The organism is Micromonospora sp. 4G55 (genome assembly GCF_016803375.1).
The window spans coordinates 1-2,115 of record NZ_JAEVHN010000890.1 but is presented as its reverse complement, the minus strand read 5'-3'; the positions used below and the strand labels follow the sequence as shown (position 1 = coordinate 2,115).

General features: G+C 70.9%; 3 protein-coding genes. 2 read left to right on the top strand and 1 reads right to left on the bottom strand.

Annotated elements, in window-relative coordinates; translation table 11 throughout:
* On the bottom strand, positions 1-311 hold a 311-nt coding region (locus tag JNW89_RS35745; protein WP_238452373.1), incomplete at its 3' end, for a hypothetical protein.
* Positions 312-956: 645 nt separating this feature from the next.
* Between JNW89_RS35745 and JNW89_RS35740 the strand changes: the two genes are divergently transcribed.
* Positions 957-1,175: a winged helix-turn-helix domain-containing protein gene (locus JNW89_RS35740; protein WP_238452372.1), complete on the top strand. Its 219-nt coding sequence runs from the start codon at positions 957-959 to the stop codon at positions 1,173-1,175.
* A gap of 118 nt (positions 1,176-1,293) precedes the next feature.
* Entirely contained in the window at positions 1,294-1,557 is a 264-nt protein-coding gene (locus JNW89_RS35735; protein WP_238452371.1) for a DUF6244 family protein, read from the top strand.
* Positions 1,558-2,115: the final 558 nt, after the last annotated feature.

Below are 2,115 nucleotides of genomic sequence, written 5' to 3'. Positions count from 1 at the left end.
GCCACCGTGGACCCGCCGCGGTTCGTCCCGCTCGGCTTCGTCATCTGCGTCGCGCTGGTGCCGACCGCGTACTGCGCCAGCCTGCTGCTGGTCCGCTTCCTGCGCTGACGCCGCCGGGCCCGCGCCCGTAGGGCGTTCAGCGTGCCGTTGTGGTGCGCCAGCCGGGTCCGCGCCGCCCGCTGCTCGTCGCACGGCCGGCGTCCGCAGCTCCGGCACACTCCGGTGTACGCCTCCGTGCGGTGCGTGGCGATGGTCCGCCGCGCGTCGGCGACCTGCTGGGCCGCGTACGCGTGCAGGTCGCCGGCGTTCACCGGCCGTCCTTGACGCCGGTGTCGGTGGCCCGGGCGGCCTTGACCAGGCGGGCGAAACGGACGTCCGTGCAGGGTTAGTCCTCGCCGCAGCCGCAGAGCCACCGGGTGACCACCCGCGGGGGATGGGCGAACAGGATGTCGTCGGCGTCCGCGACGTCCTGTGCGGACACCAGCGACTCCGGACGGCCGGGCCGCCCGGGCGGGTGGTTGTCGCCTCGCCGCCCGGCTCGGTCGTCCTGGTCGGCGCTGCCTGCGGGGCTGGCGCGGCCGGTCGGTGGAACACCATGGTGTCACCGGAGCCGCGTGACACCCATGGTGTTCCACCCGCCCCGTCCCCGTTCGTCGAGCGGTCCTCGTCGGGTTGGTCGTGCATCAGGTACTCCCGTCCGGTGGCGTCTCCTTGGTGGGGTTCGCTTCAACGTGGGCGCTGCCTGGCGGGCAGGCCGCGGCACGCCCGGCCGTCCAGGAGGACCGGCCGACCGGGCGCTCTGCGCGGTGGGGAAGGACCAACTCCGGTTTGCAGACCAGGGAGTCAGCCGCCGAGAACTTTGCCACACTAGTCTGTACAAGTCAATGACCGACTAGTCCGTGCTTGTCCCGACTAGTGGGGTGTGATCAAATGGCGGTGCAGACCAGGGAGACAACATGCCCGCCAAGCCCAAGTGGGCGCAGCTCGCGGACCACATCCGTGAGCAGATCGCGTCCGGTGAACTCGCCCCAGGCGACAAGCTTCCCTCCACCGCGCAGTTGCGAGCCGAGTATGGCGTTTCGGCCGGCGTGGTCCGACAGGCGATCCTTGTGCTTCAGACGCAGGGCCTCGTTGAAGGTGTCCATGGCCTTGGTGTCTTCGTCTGCGAGCAATAGCTCCTCTAGCTGATCATCAGCTGGTCGCGGTGGGTGGGCCGATCTCGTAGGCTCCCTTGTGGTCGATGCCTTGTGCGGTGACGGGGCCGATCGATGCGAGGCGACCAGGGGAGGGCGCGTGAGTGCAGCGCAGGTGATCGCCAGGCTGGCGGCGGCGGCACAGAAGCTGGACGAGGCGAAGGCCAAGACGGCCGCTGCGGCGCAGGACACCGCCGAGGCGCGGGAACTGGTCGCCGGTGCCCTGGAAGGGGTCGCGGCCGGGCCGCTGATCGGGATGCTGGACGCCTACCGGCAGGCGCTGACGCAGGCGGCGCAGGGCGCCGGACCGGCCAGCCAGCAGGTCCAGGAGACGATTGCCAAGGTGCGGGCGCTGGGCAGCTGACCCGGCTCGACCCGGCAGCGCAATGGTGCACCGCCGTGTCGGATAACTGATCCGGAACAGGGCGGTGCCGCCGGCGCTCCTCGCATATCCTGGCCGGTTCGCCGCCGATCGCCCGTGGTTTCCCGGCCAATTTCGGAAGGCTTCTGCCAACCCCTGTTTTCGCAGCGACCGATCCCGCCGGCGACTCGGCCGAGGAGCGGAGAACGCCCTGGTAGCACGGGAAATCGGGCCATCGCGGCGTCCCGTCGCCAACGGGCCGCGCCGATGTGGTGGTGGCGATATCCATTCGCTACGGGTAATGTCCTGCGACGTCGAAATCCACTGATCGATTTCGGCACCGCATTCCTGCCCGCGCACATACCGTCGACGGTCGGCCCGGCCGCCGTCCGATGCGCCGTGCCCGTGGAACGTGCGCCCCTTCGCCGTCCCCGGGTGGTGGCGTCTGTCGTCGAGGAGTCTTCGTGAGCGACCCGGACGTTGACCCGCAGGTGAGACCCGCGGTCGAGCAGCGGCCGACCGAGCCGCGCCCGGCCGGACCGGGCGGACTCGACCGGCGCC

Excerpts from the sequence above, each read along its gene's own strand:
- JNW89_RS35740 (WP_238452372.1), top strand. The coding sequence starts at position 957 with ATGCCCGCCAAGCCCAAGTGGGCGCAGCTCGCGGACCACATCCGTGAG.